This window comes from Rhodospira trueperi, assembly GCF_900101965.1.
Lineage (GTDB): Bacteria > Pseudomonadota > Alphaproteobacteria > Rhodospirillales > Rhodospirillaceae > Rhodospira > Rhodospira trueperi.
Genome location: NZ_FNAP01000007.1, coordinates 214,637 through 232,516, shown reverse-complemented (window position 1 = coordinate 232,516; position 17,880 = coordinate 214,637). Strand labels below are relative to the sequence as shown.

Annotated in this window: 15 protein-coding genes; 11 read left to right on the top strand and 4 right to left on the bottom strand. The window is 68.5% G+C overall.

Features of this window, described 5'->3' with window-relative positions; all coding sequences use genetic code 11:
• Nucleotides 1-721: 721 nt before the first annotated feature.
• A complete protein-coding gene (locus tag BLS85_RS11195; RefSeq protein WP_092786267.1) occupies nt 722-1,390 on the bottom strand; it encodes an NUDIX hydrolase in 669 nt (222 codons plus the stop codon).
• Between the two features lie 128 nt (nt 1,391-1,518).
• On the opposite strand from BLS85_RS11195, the gene BLS85_RS11190 reads away from it, so the two are divergent.
• From BLS85_RS11190 to BLS85_RS11160, 7 genes are all read left to right on the top strand, one after another.
• Nucleotides 1,519-2,550: an SPFH domain-containing protein gene (locus tag BLS85_RS11190; protein ID WP_092786265.1), complete on the top strand. Its 1,032-nt coding sequence runs from the start codon at nt 1,519-1,521 to the stop codon at nt 2,548-2,550.
• Nucleotides 2,547-3,446 (top strand): NAD(+)/NADH kinase, encoded by a 900-nt coding sequence (locus tag BLS85_RS11185; RefSeq protein ID WP_092786263.1) that lies wholly within the window; start codon nt 2,547-2,549, stop codon nt 3,444-3,446. Before BLS85_RS11190 ends, BLS85_RS11185 begins: the two co-directional genes overlap by 4 nt.
• A gap of 128 nt (nt 3,447-3,574) precedes the next feature.
• A complete protein-coding gene (locus BLS85_RS11180) occupies nt 3,575-3,871 on the top strand; it encodes a hypothetical protein (RefSeq protein ID WP_092786261.1) in 297 nt (98 codons plus the stop codon).
• A 265-nt stretch (nt 3,872-4,136) separates the two neighbouring features.
• Entirely contained in the window at nt 4,137-5,546 is a 1,410-nt protein-coding gene (locus BLS85_RS11175) for an MATE family efflux transporter (RefSeq protein ID WP_176793621.1), read from the top strand.
• Nucleotides 5,543-7,609 carry a TonB-dependent receptor gene (locus tag BLS85_RS11170; protein ID WP_176793619.1) on the top strand — a complete coding sequence of 689 codons (2,067 nt, stop codon included), beginning with the start codon at nt 5,543-5,545 and terminating at the stop codon, nt 7,607-7,609. Before BLS85_RS11175 ends, BLS85_RS11170 begins: the two co-directional genes overlap by 4 nt.
• Nucleotides 7,610-7,631: 22 nt before the next feature.
• Nucleotides 7,632-9,362, top strand: a complete 1,731-nt coding sequence (locus BLS85_RS11165; protein ID WP_092786255.1) for an ABC transporter ATP-binding protein — start codon at nt 7,632-7,634, stop codon at nt 9,360-9,362.
• Nucleotides 9,349-11,130, top strand: a complete 1,782-nt coding sequence (locus tag BLS85_RS11160) for an ABC transporter ATP-binding protein (protein WP_092786254.1) — start codon at nt 9,349-9,351, stop codon at nt 11,128-11,130. Before BLS85_RS11165 ends, BLS85_RS11160 begins: the two co-directional genes overlap by 14 nt.
• On the opposite strand, the gene BLS85_RS11155 is transcribed toward BLS85_RS11160, so the two are convergent.
• Entirely contained in the window at nt 11,064-12,038 is a 975-nt protein-coding gene (locus BLS85_RS11155) for a helix-turn-helix transcriptional regulator (RefSeq protein WP_092786252.1), read from the bottom strand. The two genes, BLS85_RS11160 and BLS85_RS11155, sit on opposite strands and share 67 nt — an antisense overlap.
• A 1,019-nt stretch (nt 12,039-13,057) precedes the next feature.
• Here BLS85_RS11155 and BLS85_RS19300 point away from each other — a divergent pair.
• The 4 genes from BLS85_RS19300 to BLS85_RS11135 are packed head-to-tail and all read left to right on the top strand — an operon-like array spanning nt 13,058 to nt 15,903.
• The gene (locus tag BLS85_RS19300) at nt 13,058-14,188 is read left to right on the top strand and encodes a MotA/TolQ/ExbB proton channel family protein (RefSeq protein WP_218128388.1); all 1,131 of its coding nucleotides are present in this window, start codon (nt 13,058-13,060) and stop codon (nt 14,186-14,188) included.
• Complete coding sequence (locus BLS85_RS11145) at nt 14,151-14,606, top strand: ExbD/TolR family protein (RefSeq protein WP_092786250.1); 456 nt, start codon at nt 14,151-14,153, stop codon at nt 14,604-14,606. The genes BLS85_RS19300 and BLS85_RS11145 overlap by 38 nt, the downstream gene beginning before the upstream one ends.
• Before the next feature lie 5 nt (nt 14,607-14,611).
• A complete protein-coding gene (locus BLS85_RS11140) occupies nt 14,612-15,016 on the top strand; it encodes an ExbD/TolR family protein (RefSeq protein ID WP_092786248.1) in 405 nt (134 codons plus the stop codon).
• Nucleotides 15,016-15,903, top strand: a complete 888-nt coding sequence (locus BLS85_RS11135) for an energy transducer TonB (RefSeq protein WP_092786246.1) — start codon at nt 15,016-15,018, stop codon at nt 15,901-15,903. The genes BLS85_RS11140 and BLS85_RS11135 overlap by 1 nt, the downstream gene beginning before the upstream one ends.
• Before the next feature lie 16 nt (nt 15,904-15,919).
• On the opposite strand, the gene BLS85_RS11130 is transcribed toward BLS85_RS11135, so the two are convergent.
• Nucleotides 15,920-16,582, bottom strand: coding sequence for a class I SAM-dependent methyltransferase (locus BLS85_RS11130; RefSeq protein WP_245699186.1), 663 nt, complete (start codon nt 16,580-16,582; stop codon nt 15,920-15,922).
• Nucleotides 16,542-17,870: an MFS transporter gene (locus BLS85_RS11125; protein ID WP_092786242.1), complete on the bottom strand. Its 1,329-nt coding sequence runs from the start codon at nt 17,868-17,870 to the stop codon at nt 16,542-16,544. The genes BLS85_RS11130 and BLS85_RS11125 overlap by 41 nt, the downstream gene beginning before the upstream one ends.
• Nucleotides 17,871-17,880: the final 10 nt, after the last annotated feature.

The window sequence follows — 17,880 nt, the reverse complement described above, 5'->3', positions numbered from 1 at the left end:
ATCGAAGGTGATCGCGGTTGTACAGCGCCCGGTTCTCGTCCGTCCACATGACCCTCTCCCTGACATCAGGTCCTCTTGGCAGGGAATCAGGCTACGGAGGCGGGATCAACCAAACTCTTCAACTGGTTGTTTTGACTCATGAACCTCCCGGACAGACACTCAGGAATCCCCTCATTTCCGGAGTAAGCAATTAAATCAACGGGTTAGAGAGCAGGCCGGCTCGTAACCGGGGCAAAAGTCCGGGCATCGGCGGCGGTGGAACTCACTTTTGGTTGCGCGGGCACGTGGTTTGTGATTCGCTGGGGACATGGCCAAGCCACCCTTCGACATTGATGCGCTTTTCCCGGCGACGCTGAAGCCGCTGACGCTGGGCTGTTGGAGGAGAACGCCCGGCTGACGACGGAGAACGAGGCGTTGCGCGAGGAGAACGCGCGGCTGAAGGGTCTGAAGGGCAAGCCCGAGATCAAGCCGTCTTCGAAGCCGCCCTCCAAGCCGTCCGGCATGGCCGGATGTTCGTGGAACAGGTGGCCGGATGTTCATGGAATCGGTAGCCGGATGTTCATGGAATACGCAGCCGCCAGAAATCGGCACCTTCGGCGCCGGTCTTGACGCCTTCGTCTGCCATCCAAGCCTCCAGCCTCCGTCGTCACGAAAGCCGAAGCCTGCCCGGCCCGGAACCAAACCGGAAGGTGGGGCAAAACAAACGCTCACCCCCATCGTGCTACTTGATGATCTTGACGTTCCCCGGAGTCTTCATGCGGTACAGCATTGCCGGCCGATGGGCGCCTTCGGCCTTGCGCTCCCCGGTTTCCTCGACGACGTCGAGTGACAGGATCCACTTCCTGAAGTTCCGTTTGTCGCGCGGCCGCCCGGAGACCGTCTCGTAGAGCCCCTGCAGGTCGGACAGCGTGAATGAGTCCGGCATGAACAACAGGCCGACGGTGGAATACTCCATCTTGGCGGTCAGCCGGGCCCGTGCCATCGTGACGATCCGACCGTGATCGAACGCCAGCACGGGCAGCCCGCCAACGGTCCACCAAGCCGCGTCAGCGGCGTCGGTGCCGGAACGCAGTTCGAGGCCCTGCAGCGGAACCAGCGCATAGTACGCCACGCTGATGACCCGCTCGCGGGTATCCCGGTCGGGATCGCCGAAGGTGTAGAGCTGCTCCAGGTAGATGCCCTTGAGGCCCGTCTCTTCCTCCAGTTCGCGCACGGCGCAGGCATCGACGCTCTCGTCGATGCGTACGAATCCCCCGGGCAGAGCCCATTGCCCCTCGTGAGGCGGCCCCTTTCGCCGGATCAGCAGCACCTTCAGCGCCTGGGTTTCCACCGTGAAGACGACGATGTCCGTCGTCACGGCCGGGTGCGGGTGGGTGTAGGTGTATGGCATGGCATGACACTTCGTGTATTGACGACACGAACCTGTTTGTGTATGGTTGACACTAACACGGACGAGGCGGGCCTTCAACGGCCCTCCCACCGGACCGTGCAACGCCCACCAATCAAGGAAGCGAAGTCATGGCACAGATCAAGCGCTATCCTTTCGTCCGGCACCTTCGAGCCGAAGCGGCATCCTCCATTCAGCTCTTCCGTAAGGGCCGGCGGGTCCGTTCCGGGCGCGGGCTGGCTTTCTGGTTCCTGCCCGACGGCGCGTCGATCGTCGAGGTCCCTCTGGACGACCGGCCCATGCCGTTCGTCATCAAGGGGCAATCCGCGGACTTCCAGGAAGTGACGGTCCAGGGCACGGTGGTCTGGCGGGTGTCCGATCCCCAGCGCCTGGGCGACCGCGTCGATTTCACCATCGACTTGAAGAAGGGCCTGTGCATCGGCCAACCGCTGGACCAGATCCACACGGTGCTTCTGGGTCTGGTGCGCCAGTTCACGTTTGCGTACCTCCGGGACCACGGCGTCACCGCCCTCCTGAAGGCCGGTGCCGCCCCCCTGCAGGATCTGTTGAACGCATCCCTGGCCGGACAGCAGACGCTGGCCAAGATGGGCCTGGAACATGTCGGCACCAGTCTGGCCGGGCTTATGCCGACCAGTGAACTGGCGCGCGCACTCCAGGCCCCGACCTTCGAAAGCCTCCAGCAACAGGCGGACGAGGCGTCCTTTGCCCGCCGGGCGCTGGCGGTGGAAAAGGAACGGGCCATCGCCGAGAACGAACTCAACAACCAGATCGAACTGGCCGCCCGGCAGAAGGACCTGATCGCGCGCGAGACGGCCAACGACCGCTCCCGGGTAGAGGCGGAGGCGGCCAACCGGACGATCGAAGCGGAGGCGGAGGCAGCCATGAGCACGATCCGCGCCGACGCAGAGGGGCGTGCCGTGCGAACCGTGGATCTCGCCAAGGCCGAGGCGGAACGGGCGCGGATGGAAGTGTACGCCCAGGTGACGCCCGCCGTGCTTCTGGCGTTGGCGGCGCAGGAGTTCGCCGCGAAGGTCAGACGCATCGACAGCCTGACCATCACGCCCGACGTGCTTTCTGATGCCCTCGCCCGGTTCGGCGGCCTGATCGGCCGGCCGCAGGCGCAGGCGGGGGGCGACCGATGAGCACGCTAGCGCCCCGGGTGGTGGTCGTGACCCGGCCTTCCGAACTGGATGAGTTCCTGGCCGTTCACGCCACCCGGGGCCAAGCCGCGTTCTTCCTGGAGAGGCGCGGCCAGAGCCTCGCCCGGATGGAGCAGCACGATGTCCGTCTGAAGGAGGCCGTCGCACAGACACGGCGGGCCATCCCGGACGACTGGTCGCACGTCCACGTGCTGCGCGCGGACCTGGACCGCTTCTTATTCACACCGCGGGACATCGTCGTCGCCATCGGTCAGGACGGGCTTGTCGCCAATCTGGCCAAGTACCTGTCGGGGCAGCCGGTCATCGGCGTGACGCCGTCGCCGGACCTGTCCGAAGGCGTGCTCACGGCCACGCCCGTGGCGGCGCTGGCGGCCTTGCTGCCCCGCGTCGCCGCCGGCGACATGGACACGCAGCACCGTGCGATGGTGGAGGCCCGGCTTGACGACGGCCAGAGTCTGACCGCCCTGAACGAGCTGTTCCTCGGCCATCGCTCACACCAGTCCGCACGCTATATCGTCAACTACGACGGACACGAAGAGGCCCAGTCGTCGTCGGGCGTGATCGTCTCAACCGGGACCGGCCTTACGGGGTGGGCGCGCTCCATCCTGACGGCGACCCGATGCGAGGCTCAGGTCCGTCCGGACGAGTGCCGCGCCCTGTTCTTCACCCGCGAGCCGTGGCCCAGCGCGACGACCGGATGCGATCTGGTGTTCGGGGACGTCGCACCGGACACCGCCTTGTCCCTGACCTCCCGCATGAACGAGGGAGGCGTCATCTTCGCCGACGGCATCGAACAGGACTACCTCCGCTTCGACTGGGGCGTCTCGGCCACCGTGTCGGTATCCGAACGGGCCCTGAACTTGGTGCGCGCCGCCTGATCGGGCCTTGGACTCACACCCGCCTGCATGGCGGCATCGACTGCGTGGGCTGGGGCACGGTCTTGTCGGTCATACTCTCTACCTCCTGGGGAACACCAAGGTAGCGCAAAGCCCTGTCTCACAAAACCGTGCCCCACCCCACCAACGAGAACGACCTGCTGCGCGTCCTTGATCGGCCGGAGATCCTGCTGCACACCAACGGCTCGGACAATGACATCCGCTGCCAGGTCATCCGCCGCAAGGTCAGCGCCACCACCCACAGCGACGACGGACGGGACTGCCGTGACGCCTTCCTCGGCCTGAACAAGGCATGCCGCAAGCACGGCATCCCGTTCTGGGATTACCTCGGCACCCGCCTCGGCGCCCCCGTCGCCAATCCGGTGCCGAATCTGACCGACCTCGTCACCGCGCGCTGCCACGCCTGACCGCCCGCACTTCTGCCCCGGTTCCGTTTTGCGGGATCCAGATGTCACGCAAAACGCCCGAGACTTGCCCTCACTGATGCCGGCCGGGGTGATCACCCCGGCCTCGACCAGAGCGGCCTCGACGCCGGAAACCGCCCTCGGGTCGCGGTCCCGCGACACCCCGGCTTTTCCCATACGTTTTCTGTCCTCTCCCATAGGCCGCCGCTGTTGCGGTTGCGCGAATACCGGACCTACGTTGCGACGCATTCGCAGCAACGAGATCCCCATGTCCAGCGCCGATCCCCGTCCCGCCGCCGCCGGAGTGTCCTTCCGGTCCCTGCTTCGCGTGTCCCTGCCTCTGGCGGTGACGCAACTGGCCCAAGTGGGCAACGGGGTGGCCGACACCGTCATGGCCGGGCACCTGGGCACTGTTTCGTTGGCGGCCGTGGCCGCCGGGGCCGCGCTTTGGCTGCCCATGATGATCTTCCTGATCGGCCTGCTGTATGTCCTGGTGCCGGTCCTGGGTCACCTGAGGGGCCAGACCCAAGCCGGGGCCGTCGCGGAAACGGCGGTCGTCGGCGTGACCTTGGCGCTCGTGGGCGGCGGGGTGATCGGACTTCTCCTGCTGGCCGCCGGTCCGGTCCTGCGGATGATCGGCGTGGCGCCCGACGTGATTCCGGAAACCGAGGCCTACCTGCGCTGGATCGTGCCCGGGATGCCGGGGGCCGCCCTGTTCATCGCCCTGCGCTACGTCCTGGAAAGCGCCGGCATGACCGGCCGGGTGACCCTCGTCGCCCTCGTCGGGGCGGTGGCCAACGCGGTGTTGAATGCCGTGCTGATGTTCGGCGCCCTGGGCCTGGAGCCCATGGGCGTGGCGGGGTGCGGCCTGGCGACCACGCTCTCCAACTGGGGATGCGCCGCCGCCGTCGCGATCATGGTCGTGTCGGGCAAGGATGGCATCGCCCCCGTCCAGGCCATCACCGCCGCATGGGCACGCGGCCTGGGGCGGAGCGTGATCGCCCTGGCGGCCAAGGGCCTGCCGATCGGCTTGGGGTTCCTCTCCGATTATCTCGTGATGACCGTCGTCGCAATGTTCATCGCCACCCTGGGCGCGGTGCCCATCGCCGGTCACCAGATCGCGTTCAATGTCATGACCGTGCTGATGATGGTGCCGCTGTCGCTGTCCATGGGCGGGACCATCCTGCTGTCCCAGGCCCGGGGCGCCGGGCGGCCCGGAGACGTCGGCGCGGTCATCCGCTTCACCTTGATGCTCGCCCTCGGCGTCGGCGCGATCCTGGCCATCCTGGCGTTCGGCAGTTCGGCCCTGGTGCCGCGCCTCTACTCGCCCGATCCGGCCATCCATGCCGCCAGCGAACCCTTGATCCGGATCGTCGCGATCCTGCTGCCGCTGAACGTCATCGTCGTCGGCACCGGCAGCCTGCTGCGGGGCCTGGGAAACATGTCGGCCCCGTTCGTCATTCCCGCCGCCGCCCATTGGCTGGTCAGCCTGCCCCTGGGCTACGCGATCGGCATGGCCGGCGTTTTCGGATCACCCTTGGGCGCCCCGGGATGGTGGGGCGCCTTCGGCGCGGGTCTTCTGATCGCGGCTCTGGTCCTGTCCCTGCGGCTGTTCCGGGATGCCCGCTCGCCCTCAATGTCCCCATCACGTCCTCGCCCAACGGAGAAGAATACATGACCCTGACGTGGAAGCAGGCCCTGCGGGCCGGCGTACCGATGAGCCTCCTTCTGAGTCCGGTGCCTGTCTGGGCAGAGGAGACGACGACCGGCCCGGAGGTGATTGTTCTGGACGATGTCACCGTGACCGCGCGCCGGATCGAGGAAAGCGCCCAGGACATCCCCGTGGCCGTGACCACCATTACGGCGGACGAGATCCTGGACGCCGATGTCGACACGATGGACGACATTTCGCGGCTCGTGCCCAGCTTCAGCTTCGCCAAGGGATCCCAGTCGCGATACTCGACCTACAACATCCGGGGCGTGGGGTCTCTTGTGCCCGGCGGATTCGAGGATGGCTCGGTCAGCGCGTATGTGGACGGCGTGCCCATCCCGCTGTCGCTGATGGATGACGTCTACACGGACCTGGAGCGCATCGAGGTCCTGCGCGGCCCCCAGGGCACGCTCTACGGCAAGAACGCCCAGGCCGGCGCCATCAACATCACCACCCTGGGGCCGAGCGAGCAGTTCGAGGGCGAAATCGGCTTTGACGTCGGCACGGAAGGCCAGCGGGAGGTCCGGGCCATGGTCGGGACCCCGCTAATCGAGGACCGTCTGGCCATTCGCCTGTCCGCCAACGCCTCGTCCCGGGACGGGCTTGTGTACAATGAGGCCCTGGGGCGAGACACCGGCGACTTCGATCGCGTGAGCGGGAGTGCGACCATCGATGCGAATTGGTCGGAGCGCGTCCAGACCCGCCTGTCGCTGCGTCACGAGGTGATCGACAACGGTGACAACCAGATGGTTCCGGCGGATCGCTATAACACCACGAACGAGCCTTTCGATGCCTACAACGACCAGACCGTCTGGTTCGGCGGCATGACCAACACCATCGCTCTGGCCGACGGCCTGGATCTCAAGCTCATCACCGGCGGCGCTGCCATCGACGGCACTGAGCATTACTCGCAGTCCGTCTTTCAGCACAGCCTCGCGGATTACAACGAGTACCAGTTCTCCCAGGAAGTCCGGCTGGACGGCGTCACAGAGGACTTCACATGGAGTGCGGGGGCGTTCTACAGCCTCTTCCATCAGAACCAGACCATGGACGGCCTGGGGGCGATGGAGTTGAAGAGCACCGGCGACCACGACACCGACTCCCAGGCCGTGTTCGGCGAGGTCACCTACGCCCTGACCGAGACAGTGAAGCTGACGGGGGGCCTGCGTCTGCACCGCACCCATGTGGAAACCGACGAGACCGTGGTCCACCACACCTTCGGTTTCACCCATTCCTACGATGACGAGGATACGTTTCTGGGCTGGAATGGCCGTGTCGCGCTGACCTACCTGCCGACCGACACCGATACCCTGTTCGCCTCCGTGGCCCGTGCCTACAAGCCCGGCGGCTTCCAGACCGCACATGCCAACGCGATCACGGGCCTGCAGGAACCGACAACCGGGTATGGGGCCGCCACCACGCTGACCTACGAGGTGGGCTACAAGGGGCAGTTCTTCGACCGGCGCCTGTCGTTCGATGCCACGGCGTTCTTCTCGGAAACGTCCGATGAACAGGTCGTCGGGTACGATCCCGTGACCTTCGCCGGTCGCTATTCGAATATCGATACCCAGGCCTATGGTCTGGAACTGGGCAGCCGCTGGCGCGCCACCCGGGAACTGACCCTCGGTGGCTCCCTGGCGCTGACGCGGGCCTATGCCGCCCAGGACGGCGACCTGGGTTGGAACGGTCTGGTCGAGAAGGGCGATGACCTGCCCAACACGCCACTGTTGGCCTACACCCTGTTCGCTGACTATCGCGATGACCTTCCCTTCGGACCGGCCGGCACCATGTGGTTCGCGCGCGCCGACTTCGCCCATAGCGGCGAACGGTGGGGGGAAGCGACCAACACCAACCGCATCCCCGAGTCCGACATCCTGAACCTGTCGCTCGGTTTCGAGGCCGACAGCTACCGGGTCGTTGGATACGTGAACAACGCGCTGGACGACGAGGTCGTCGACTTCGCCGCCTTCGGCCGCAGCCGTCCCGGGGCGTCCCGGCAGTTCGGCGTGCGCGGGTCGCTGTTCTTCTGATCCGCCGCACGGACCCACGCACATGCCTCTTCTCCTCTCGTTGATGCGCGAGCGGGCGTGGTTGCTGGCCGGCGCCGGGATTGCCGGCGCCGGCGCCGCCATGCTTGCCCTCGTCCCGCTGGTGGCTCTCTGGCTCCTGGCCGTCGAACTCCTGGCCCCGGTTCCCGACCGTGACGCCATGCTGTGGGCCGTGTGGCTGACCGTGGGCGGGCTGGTGCTGCGCTGGCTGCTGATGGCCGCCGGTGGCGCCTGCTCCCATGCGGCGGCCTTTGATCTCATCTTCGTTCTCAGGCTGAAGACGGCCCGGCACCTGGGGCGGCTGCCGCTGGGAACCCTGTCGCGGATCGGCTCGGGTGACCTGAAGCGCGTGCTGCACGACGACATCGACCGCCTGGAGATGGTCTTCGCCCACATGCTGCCGGACATGATTTCGGCCCTGACCGCCACCCTGGCCGGGATCGTCGTTCTGCTGGCGGTGGATTGGCGCCTGGGGCTGGCCGCCATGGCGCCGATCCCCCTGGCCCTGACGGTTCAGGGGCTGTTGTGGCGGTGGGCAGGCACGAAGATGGCCGGGTTCCACGACGATCTGGGGCGCATGAATGCCGCCATCGTCGAGGTTATCCGCGCCATCCCGGTCATTAAGACATTCGGGCGCAATGCGGTCTCCCTCGGTCGCCTGCAGGACGCCACGACCCGATACAGCGCCACGGTGGCGGACTTCACCCGCGCCGCCATGCCGGCCTGGATCGCCTTCACCGTGCTGCTGGGGGGATCGCTCGCCGTCATGCTGCCGGTGGGCGGCATGGCCCTGGCCGCCGGGACCCTGGATCCCGCGACGTTCCTGTTCTGTGTGACCCTGGGCGTGGGAGTGTGCCTGCCGCTGCTGCGGGTCGTGACATTCGGGTCGTCGCTCCAGGTCGTGACCACCGCCATGCAGCGTCTGGGGTCCATCCTGGACGCGCCGCCCTTGCCGGAGGGCACCCGAACCGAACCGCCCTCCGACACGACGCTGTCCTTCGAGGGTGTCTCGTTCTCGTACGACGACAAGCCGGTCCTGACCGATGTGACGGTGACCTTTCCCCAGGGCACGCACACGGCACTGGTGGGGCGATCCGGCGCGGGCAAGACCACCCTGGCCCATCTGGCGGCGCGGTTCTGGGTCCCGGACCGGGGCACGATCCGCCTGGGCGGGGTCGATATCGCCGACTTCCCCCTGGCCACCCTCAACACCCTGGTGGCCTGCGTGTTCCAGGAGGTGTTCCTGTTCCACGACACCGTCCTGGAGAACATTCGCCTGGGGCATCCCCAAGCCACACGCGAGGACGTCATCGCCGTTGCCCGGGCGGCCCAGATCCACGACGTCATCATGGGGCTGCCGGACGGGTACGACACCGTCGTGGCCGAGCGCGGACACACCCTATCCGGCGGCCAGCGCCAACGGCTGTCCATCGCCCGCGCCCTGTTGAAGGATGCCCCGGTCGTGATCCTCGACGAGGCCACGGCCTTCGCGGATCCGCTGACCGAACGGGCGATCCACGAGGCTATCGCCCGCCTGTGCCGGGGACGCACGGTCATCACCATCGCTCACCGGCTGTCCACCCTGCGCCATGCCGACCGCGTCGTCGTTATGGATGCGGGCCGTGTCGTCGGTGAGGGCGAGCACTCCAGCCTTCTGCGCGACTGCGCCGTGTATGCGCGGCTGTGGGAGGCCAAGGACCAGACCGAGCGGGAGGCAGCCCATGCTGTTCGCTGACATCCTCCGGCTGGGCGAGCGCAAGCACGCCAAGACGATCCGCGCGGGCGCGGGGCTGATGGTCCTGGAAACCCTGTGCGCCGCCGTGCCCTACGTCGCGCTGTACGGCGCCCTGGATCTGGTGCTCGCGGGGCGAACCGACCGGGTCGGGCCGTTCCTGGCCCTGGCCGGTGTCGCGGTAACCGGACTGCTGGCCCAATACCTGTTCGGGCTGTACGCCGCCCGCCTGTCCATCACCGGCGGCTATGCGCTGATGGCCGGGTTCCGGGTCTCTTTGGCCGAGCACATCAGCCGCCTGCCCCTGGGTGTCCTCACCCGGTCGCGGGTGGGGCAGTTGAACGCCTTGATCTCCGACAACGTGCGGATGATCGAGGACATGTTCACCCATGTCCTGGGCGAGATGACCGCCGCCGTGGTGCTGCCCGCGTGCGTAGCGGTGCTGCTGCTGGTGGTGGACTGGCGCATGGGGTTGGCAGCCATCGCCACCGTACCGGTTGCCTGGGCGGTCCTGCTGCTGTCGCGTCGGCGCTTCGCGCGCCTGTCGGCGCAACGGCTCGCCGGACACGACGACGTGGCCGCCGCCCTGCTGGAGTACATCGACGGCATGCCCGTTTTGCGCTCCTGTGGCGCCGAGGGCGACAAGTTCCGCACCCTCAGCGAAGCCATGCACGGCTTCCGCCGCATCTCCTCCCGGCTGGAAGCCTGGGGCGGCGCCTCCGTGGTCGGGTTCGCGGTCATCCTGGAACTGGGCTTCGCGGCCCTGCTGGCGGCGGGCACCTACCTCGTTCTGGGCGGCGAGGTCGAGCGGGCCGCGTTCCTGATGGCCATGGTGCTGGCCCAGAAGTTCTATGCGCCGATGACGCGGGCGGGGATGCTGATGGCCGAGGGGGACTACCTGGGCCGCGCGGTCGACAAAGTGAAGGCGGTGATGGATCTGGCGCCGCTGCCGGAACCGGCGCAGCCGGCGCGGACCGAGGGAACCGATGTGACCTTCGACGCTGTGACCTTCGGCTACGACCCTGGTCGCTCCGTCCTGGACGACGTTTCGGTCACCATCCCGGCGGGCAAGGTGACCGCGCTGGTGGGACCGTCGGGTGCGGGCAAGACTACCCTGGTCCACCTGACCGCCCGCTTCCACGACCCCGACGCGGGCGCCGTTCGCCTGGGGGGCGTGGATCTGTGCGACCTGGGGTCGGAGCAGGTCATGGCCAAAGTCGCCATGGTTCTCCAGGACGTCCACCTGTTCGACGACACGGTGGCCGCCAACATCCGCCTGGGCCGGCCCGAGGCCACGGACGCGGAGGTCCGCCGGGCCGCCGAGGTTGCCCAGTGCCATGATTTCATTACCGCGCTCCCCCAGGGCTACGACACCCGGATCGGCGAGGACGGGGCCCGCCTGTCCGGCGGCCAGAAGCAGCGGCTATCCATCGCCCGTGCCCTGCTGAAGGACGCGCCGGTCCTGTTGCTCGACGAGGGGACCGCCTCGGTGGATGTGGAAACCGAACTGGCCTTCCACCGGGCGTTTGCCCGTCCCGGGGCCGGCAAGACTGTCGTGATGATCGCCCACCGCTTGTCCAGCATCGTCCATGCCGATCAGATCCTGGTGATGGACGGCGGGCGCATCGTCGAACGGGGATCCCACGCCGGGCTTCTGGCCGCCGGCGGCCTGTATGCGGACCTGTGGCGCGCCGCGACCTGCGATCAGGACGGGCCGGCTGAGGAACCGGCGGGGGCCTCCGCTCCGGCGGCGATCGATCGCGGCGCGTGACCGAACTTGCGCTTGAAGGCGGTGGAGAAATTGGAAGGGTGATTGTAGCCGACGGCATAGGCGGCCTCGGCGATGGTCCAGCGCCCGTGCCGCAGGGCCGCATGGGCGATGTCGAGCCGCAGGTCGAGCAGGAACGCGACGACGGACGTCCCGAAAACGGCGGTGAACTTGCTCTTAAGCGACGACGGACTGATCGCCACAGCCCGTGCCAGGGACGACAATGTGTGATCGCCAAGGGGATCGTGTTCCATGATGCGGCGCACGTCCCACATCGCATCCAGGTCACGGGATCGCAGGGGAGCGGGGACCGCCCCCGCGCCATCCCCGGCCAAGGATTCGGCGACCAATCCCAGGGCGAGGCTTTCGGCGTACAGCGCGCGGACGGCTCCGGACGGAAACCGCGCATACAAAGCGCCCAGGGCCTGATGAAGAGCGGGCGACACGGCGTGGCAGGAAAACCCGGGGGCGCCGCGAGGCGGCTCCAGCGCCAAGTGACTCTCTTCCAGCCAGTCCCATGCCGCGTGCAGCAAGGCCACGCGCCCGCGGAACCGTTCGTGCGTGCGCCCCGCGTGTGGCGTCTCGCGGTCCGACAGCACGGCCGCGCAGCGTCCCGGAGCCAGGGTGGCGCTGTCGTCCGGCCCGAACGGACACGGCGTTCCGTCCAAGGCCACGGCCAGGGTCAGCCCGGCGGGACAGATCCCCTCTCCGCTCATGGATGTCAGGGCCTGGAGGTCCGTCAAGGCGAGGGTCAGTCCCGGACGGAGGGCAAACACGTCCACGCGCCCGCGCGCGACGGGCCCGCTCGGCCGCCCCTGCCCGCCCCCGTCAAGGGCCTGGAATCGCGTGTAAATGAACCCACTGTGGCGGGCGAAGGACGTTGTCATCTCGTCAAGAGACAGAGGATCCATGATCGTTTCTGCGATTAAGTATCAGACGCAGAATAGGGGTATCATACCGCCCGACCAGTCGTACACGCGTTTTTCCGGGGTTCACCGGACGGCGGGGCGCCCCCGCCCCCTGCCCGCCCGGCAGCCCATGCGTCTCTTGCACCGAAAACGACCTATGCGCCGAACCCTGGGCTGGGGTTCCGGTCATGCGGCGGCCTCTTCGGGGTTGGACGGCTTGGTCCGCCCTCGGGAACACATTTCATGATATTGCCAATCACTCGCAACTCAGTCAATTCCGCCCTGTCGCCATCAGCAGGTCTCAGGATGAGGGCAGAACACCGGTTGCGGGCGGTGCCGACCGATTCTCCTGCCCCCGTCGGGGGGAGGTCGGGAGGGGGGCGAGTTGGTTTTCGCGCGGGCAGTGCTTGCATCTCCAACCCCGCGTGTTGCCGATATCAACCCCACCCCAGCCCTCCCCTTTCCAGGGAAGGGAGTCCGGTTCGCGCCTGGGGCTCCCAGCCGTTCACTTCGGAGGCCGCACGGCCAAAATGAGAACTGCTGTGTCGCCATAGAGTCGATCAAACCTGATTAGATTGTGAAGCGGCAGAATTTGTGCGGCTTGGCGTCTTGGCCGACTCCCGAAGCACGCGCCTTCTGGGCGCACCAAGCGACACCGCTCTCTTTTGTGGGGCTCTTCCACAACGCGGGCAGCCCCATGTCCGACCTCTTGCCCCCGGAAAGCCAGACCATCGTCGGCCTGCTGGGAGTGACCTGCCTCGCCGCCTGTACCCAGGACATCGCCATCGATGGGCTGGCGGCCGAGCGCCCGTGACGGCCGCACGGGCTTTTCGGATCCGAGGGACCATGAGTCCGCTAGAATTCCCTTGAATGTCCCCAGGGAACATGGTGTGATTGCGGATCATTCGCATAGACAATGCGCCGACGATACCGCCTGGGCCCGGCTGCGGTCTGCCGGATGCCCCTGTCGGACTTATGCCGACAATCGCATGGAACGCTCACCACCGCACGGAACCGCCACGATGAACGAACAGGATGTGTCCACGACCGGCCTGGCCGCAGACGGCCCCGACGCGGCCGGGCGGACAGCCCCGCCGACCGCCGGTCCCGCCGCCGACGACCCGGTCCGGGCCAACACGCCGACCGGCGACGGGCTGGCGAACGCGGAGGATCCGGTCCAGGCCACCACGCCGACCGGCGACGGGCTGGCGGGCGCGGAGGATCCGGTCCAGGCCACCACGCCGACCGGCGACGGTCTGACGGGCGCGGAGGATCCGATCCAGGCCACCACGCCGACCAGCGACGGGCTGGCGGACGCGGAGGCTCCGGTCCAGGCCACCACGCCGACCGGCGACGGTCTGACGGGCGCGGAGGATCCGGGCTTCCCGACGGCGCTGGCCGATCCAGCGCCTGCGGCGGACCCGACCCTTCTGGGCGTGCCGCTGCCCGAGCCCGTCGCCCAGGCCCTGAAGATGCTTGCCGATGGCGGCCCCGTGGTCCTGATCCTGCTGGGCATGTCGGTGGTGGCGGTGGCCATCGTGCTGCTGAAGCTGTGGCAGTTCCGCACCGCGCGGTTGGGGCAGACGCGGGTCGCCCGCGATGCCTTGGCCCTTTACACGGTCGGCCGCGCGACCGAGGCCATCGCGATCGCCGGCCGCTGCCGCAGTCCGGTGGCCCAGGCCCTGGCCCGCGCCATCCGCGGCCAGATCCGTGGCCTGCCCGAGGCCAAGGTGCGTGAGGAGGTGCTGCGCACCGGCGCCGAGGCCCTGCACACCCTGCGGAGCTGGTTCCGGGCACTGGAGGTCATCGGCTCCCTGGCGCCGCTGCTGGGGCTGTTTGGCACCGTGCTGGGGATGATCGAGGCGTTCCGCCAACTGGAGGCGGCCGGCAATCAGGTCAACCCGGCCATCCTGTCAGGCGGCATCTGGGAAGCCCTGCTGACCACCGCCGTGGGCTTGGCCGTGGCCATTCCCGTGGTGGCAATCCTCAACTGGATGGAACGGCGGGTCGACCAAGTGGCGCACGAGATGGACACCATCGTCACGCGCGTGTTCACCGAGGATCTGTCCCACGATGCCCCGGGCGAGCACCGGCGCCCTCACCAGGAGCCGAGCCATGACGGGTCCCGTCGCCTCGCGGCCCTCGGGGCTTGAGGCCCTGCGCGCACCAGTCCGCCGCCGGCCGTTGGTTAGCCTGACGCCGCTGATCGACGTGGTGTTCATCCTGTTGGTGTTCTTCATGCTGGCCACCAGCTTCCTGGACTGGCGGGTCATCGGGCTGGACACGCCGCGCCGCGCGGCCCCGGCGGCGATGACCTCGGACGACTCCAGAACGCTGCGGATCGACGTGGGCACGCATGGTCTTCGCCTGGACGGCCAGGCGGCCACCCTGGAGGAGATCGCTCGATTGGTGACGACGCGTCTGGAGGAAACGCCGGACCAGCGGGTTCTGGTCCGCCCGGCGCCGGGCGTGTCCCTGCAGCGGGCCGTCACAGTGCTGGACCGTCTGGCCGCCCTTGGCGTGTCCGCGATGGCCCTGTCGCGGCCCGGCGCTGCCGCAGCGGAGGAGTGACCGCGATGCATTTCGAACCACCCCGCCAGACCAGCGATGACGAGCGCATTCTGCCGCTGATCAACGTGGTCTTCCTGCTGCTGATCTTCTTCATGCTGGCCGGCAGCCTGTCGGCGATTGATCCGTTCGACATCACTCCACCCCGGTCGGCCAGCACTGGCGAGGATGACCCGCAGGAGATCGTCGTCTTGGTGAGCGCCGACGGCCGGCTGGCGCTGGACGGAGTCCCGGCGGCGGACGCCGCGTTCGAGGCGATGCTGTCGGCCCGTCTGGACGCAACCGAAGGCGTGCGGGTGCGGCTGAAGGCGGACGGGCACGCCGATGCCACAGAGGTGGTGGCGGTCATGGAGCGTCTGCGTGCCTTGGGCGTGAACAGGCTGTTTCTGCTGACCGTCCGGGATGAGGCCTGATGGAGATCCGGCGGCGACATTGGTTTGTGGCCCTCTCGGCGGCGGCGGCGGTGCATGCGGGCGCGCTCGCCGTGCTGGCGCGTCCAGCGCCGCTCCCGGACACCGGGTTGCCCGGACCGGGCGGGCTGACCGTCGCTCTCGGGCCGGCCGGTGGGGTGGTCGATCCGCAGCCGGAGGCGGACCCGCAGCCCGAGGCTCCCATGGAACCTGAACCCGAGCCAGAGCCAGAACCGGAACCTGAGCCAGAACCGGAACCGGAACCTGAGCCAGAACCGGAACCTGAGCCAGAACCGGAACCGGAACCCGAACCCGAGCCCGAGCCGGAACCCGAGCCAGAACCAGAACCCGAGCCCGAACCCGAGCCAGAACCGGAACCCGAGCCCGAGCCAGAGCCGGAACCCGAACCGGAGGTGTTGGACACGCCGCCGCCTCCGCCCGTCCGCCCGGCCGCGCCCGAACGGCCGCGCCCCGTGCGCGTGGCCCAGGCGCAGCCCCGGGCGGCTGCCTCTGCTCCGGCCGCGTCACCGGCCCCCGCCCCGGGCCCGATCACCACGGCCGCTGCGGTGCCCGCCGTGCAACCGGGGGGTGGCGACCCCGCAGCCCGGGACAGTTACGTCGGCCGTCTGCGCGCTTGGCTGGAACGCCACAAGACCTATCCCCGGCGTGCCCAGCGGCGGCGGATGGAGGGCACCGCGCTGCTCTATTTCGTGATGGACCGGAGCGGGCGGGTTCTGTTGCACCGCCTGGAGCGCAGTTCGGGCCATGCGATGCTGGACGAGGCGGTGCTGGACCTGATCGCGCGGGCACAGCCGCTACCGGCCATGCCCGCCTCCATTTCCGACAGGCGGCTGGAACTGGTCGTGCCCATCCGCTTCGAATTGCGATAGGGCAGACGCTTTTCCATCAAGGGGTCGGGCTCTGGTCACGAGCGGTCGGCTTGCCTGCCACGAACAGCATGCTCGCCGCATCGGGCGCACGAACGGCGCCGGGATCCAAGCCGGCCTCCTCGGCCCAGTGCGCCAGGGCCTCCGGCGCGTCGAACCGCATCCGCCGGGCGATGGGTCCGAAAAGCCGGTGGATCCAGCGCGAGGACGTCGGCGGCGCGGTGATGATGGCCACGCGCCCACCGGGGGCCAGAACGCGCGCCATCTCGGCGATAGCCGCGGCCGGTTCCGGGAAGAAGAAGAACGCGTTCAGGCAGAAGACGGCGTTGAACGCGCTATCCGGAAACGGCAGCGCCGCCGCGTCGCCCTGCACCACCTCCAGGCGCCCCTCGGTCGCGGCCCGGGCGTTCCGGGTCCGCGTGTCCGCCACCATGTCCACGCTGTGGTCGAGCCCGGCCGCGCGGCAGCCTTGGGACAGGGCCATTTCCAGGAACATCCCGCCGCCGCAGCCCACGTCCAGGATGCGGTCCGTCTCCGTGACCGGGACCATCTCCAGCGCCTTGCGGAAGCCGGACACGTGGCCCACCGGTCGGCGGTACAGCGCGCGACCGATGGGGCCGTTCGGACGCCGAGCGATGGCGTCAACCAGACGATCCATGGGACTGCGGGAGAGCGTGTTCATCAAGGGCCTCGTCAATGACAGGGGGGGACAACGAAAACCGATCAGGCTCGCAGGTGCGCCGCGTGGACAGAAGCACGGCGGCGGCCAGAAGGGCACAGCCGAGCGCGACGCCGAAGCCCCAGGCGTAGCCCGAGCGGGCCACCAGGGCCGTGGTCAGCCCGACCATGACCATGCCGCCCACACCGTGCAGGCACTGGACCATGGTTATGTCGGTTCCGGCCTGCCGGCCGTCATGGGCGAAGCGGAACGCCAGCGTGAACACGGCGACGGAACTCAGGCCCTCGCCGAGGCCCCCGCCCAGCGTGGCCGCGCCGGCCAGCCAGGTCGGCACCGGCCCGGCACCGTCGGCCGCCAGAAACCACACCGCAGGGCCGATCATCGAAACCGTGAGCCCGGCCACGGCCGTTGGGACCGCGCCAATGGCCCGGACCAGGGGGCCGGCCATGGCGGCGCCCAGCAAGATGGCCACTGCGGTGCCGGATCCGATCACAAGGCCGATCCGCGCCAGGGCCCAGTCCTGATCCACCAGGAACAGCCGCGCCAAGGCGGTGCTGACCGCGTGACCGTTGGCGAACACAAGGGCAATCGCGGCCAGCGCCCATCCCCGGCGGCTTCGAAAAAAGGTCCGGAGACGCGCGGAACCGGCCTCCCGTTCGACCGGCGGTGGCGGTTCGCGCCACACCAGCACCGGCACCGCGGTCAGCGCGATCAGGCCCGCCATGACCGACAGGCCGGCGGCCGCGCCGATCCAGTCGGACAGCACCATCATGCCGGCGCCCCCCATCAGCAGCCCGCCCACCATGCCGCCCACTTGAAGGCTGTTGGCCAGCGCCATGCGGGGCCGGCCCAGACGCTCGGCGGCCAGTCCATCGGTCGCGATGTCCTGGGTGCAGGCGGCCAGCGAGGCCACGGCCAGCAGCGCGATGATGGCGACGGCCCCCTGGGCATTGATCGGCATGGCGGCCACCGCCAGCAGGGCGACGACCAACAGGCCCTGCGTCGGCAGAATCCAGCCGCGCCGCCGACCGAAGCGCCGGGAACCACGATTGTCCACCACCGGAGCCCAGAACACCTTGACCATCCAGGGCAGGGTAGCCAGGGGCACCAGGGCCACCAGGTCCAGCGACACACCTCCGGCGCGGAGCAGGGTCGGCAGGGCCTCGGTCACCAGCCCGAAGGAGATTCCCTGGGCCAAGTACAGCGCGCCGATGACCCCCAGCAGCCCCGTATCCGGGTCCGCCCGCCCCCTGGCGCCGACCTCCGCCGTGCCCCGGGAGTCCCGCCGCATCCCAGGCACC